Source organism: Bacillus sp. LR_5 (genome assembly GCF_042709275.1).
Map to the genome: position 1 here is coordinate 1 of NZ_JAVAXX010000557.1, position 1,709 is coordinate 1,709.

The 1,709-nt window shown below is 32.9% G+C and carries 1 protein-coding gene; it reads left to right on the forward strand.

Annotation, left to right across the window (positions count from 1 at the left end):
* Positions 1-1,294: formylglycine-generating enzyme family protein (locus RAC86_RS38410; protein ID WP_377886924.1), on the forward strand; the 1,294-nt coding region annotated here is incomplete at its 5' end.
* Between the last annotated feature and the right edge of the window lie 415 nt (positions 1,295-1,709).

Here is a 1,709-nt window from a genome sequence, read left to right on the forward strand (position 1 = left end):
AGCGGAAAATGTGTTTGGGATGTGTATTGCTTATCCGAATACTTACATAAGGTATAGATTAATTGATTTCGTTGAAAAATGGGTACCTTATTTCTCTGCTGTAGAAACTATAATCAATCTAACCCAGGATCCGGATGATTTAGTTTCTTTTAAAGCTATGGATGTCTGTGCAAATCATAAAATTGAAGAATCTGTAGCATATTTGTCTTCGATTATTGATGATGTCCGGGAGAGTATAAGCTACCCTAAAAAACCTGTGGGATTAGGGGCCCAAAAAGTATTAAGTACATTATTAGATATATTCGGTGTTGAAAAACATGAAGAGCTAGTAATGCTAAAAAATTATTTTGATCAAAATGGTATACTTCCTAATAACTTTGACTTTGAAGAAAAAATTCCTCAAAGTCTAATAGAGGAATTCGAAAAAACAGAAGAAGATGGGATGATTTTAATTCCGGGTGGCTTTTTTGAATTCGGTTTAAATGAAAATGAAATTCCTGACAAAACATTTAATTGGAAAGATGCTGTTCCTAGACAAAAAGTATGGTTACCTCCATTTTTTATCGATAAGTATCCTGTTACAAATAAAGATTATGATATCTTTACCGAGTTCATAGAGGAAAATGGGCATATATTCTGTCATCCTAATGAACCGCAGAATAAACAACATAGAAGAAATACATATTGGGATGATAGGTATTTAGATAATCATCCCGTTACAGGTATAGATTTTTATGATGCATTTGCTTACGCAAGATATAAGGGGAAAGAATTGCCAACCGAGTTTCAATGGGAAAAAGCTGCTCGAGGCGAAAAGGGTAATGTCTGGCCTTGGGGAGATAAATTTGATCCTGCAAAGGTTCAATATGCTGGAAGTCTTTATAATGAACCCATTACTTCTTTAAAGTCCTGGAGAGAAAATTTATTAAAAGCTCATGCTGATAAAGAATTAAATCATTTAACAAGTGATATTTTTGAACAAAATGGTGAAAGTCCCTATGGAGTATGCGGTATGATCGGCGGAACATGGGAGTGGACTAGAAGTGAGCTTAAAACAAAGAGAGCTTTCCACCCTATTTTTGAGAATGTACCATTTAATAGTGTTAACTCATTTGCCGTTCTTAAAGGAGGATCATTCTTCTCTCATCCAGGCTTAATGTTCCCTTCTTTTAGAGCAAAAGATATTCCTTTCTGTCGACACAATGAAATGGGGATTAGATGCGTAAAGAATATTCCAGTATATAAAATTAGAGAATCAATTAATGGGCCAATTACTAATAAAGCAATTTATTAATCATTCTAGGTTAGAGACTTGATAAAAGTATACTAACATTGTGTAATAATGTTCAGCTTGTAGAAAAAACAATGTTTTTTCTACAAGATTTTATTTTAAATGCTTTTCATAATTATCAGGGATTGGAATCAGAAAAAGAGCCATTAAGCTCGATCTTAGCTAGGTATTACGATCTTCTGTATATTATTGTGAGAAATATAGAAGATTCAGTTAGTTAGCATTTCGATTTTAAGCTGAGCCTGCAATAGCAAAGCATCTGTTTTGATTATTCTTTTTCTGATACATAAGCTAATTTTGTCGCTTTTCTTTTTTGTCTTTTCACGCATTTCGAGGATGACTTACTATAATTCTTTCAGCTTTTCTATGTGTTAAGATTCGAATAGATGAAATAACTTTAACAGGTTGGTCAATAAGA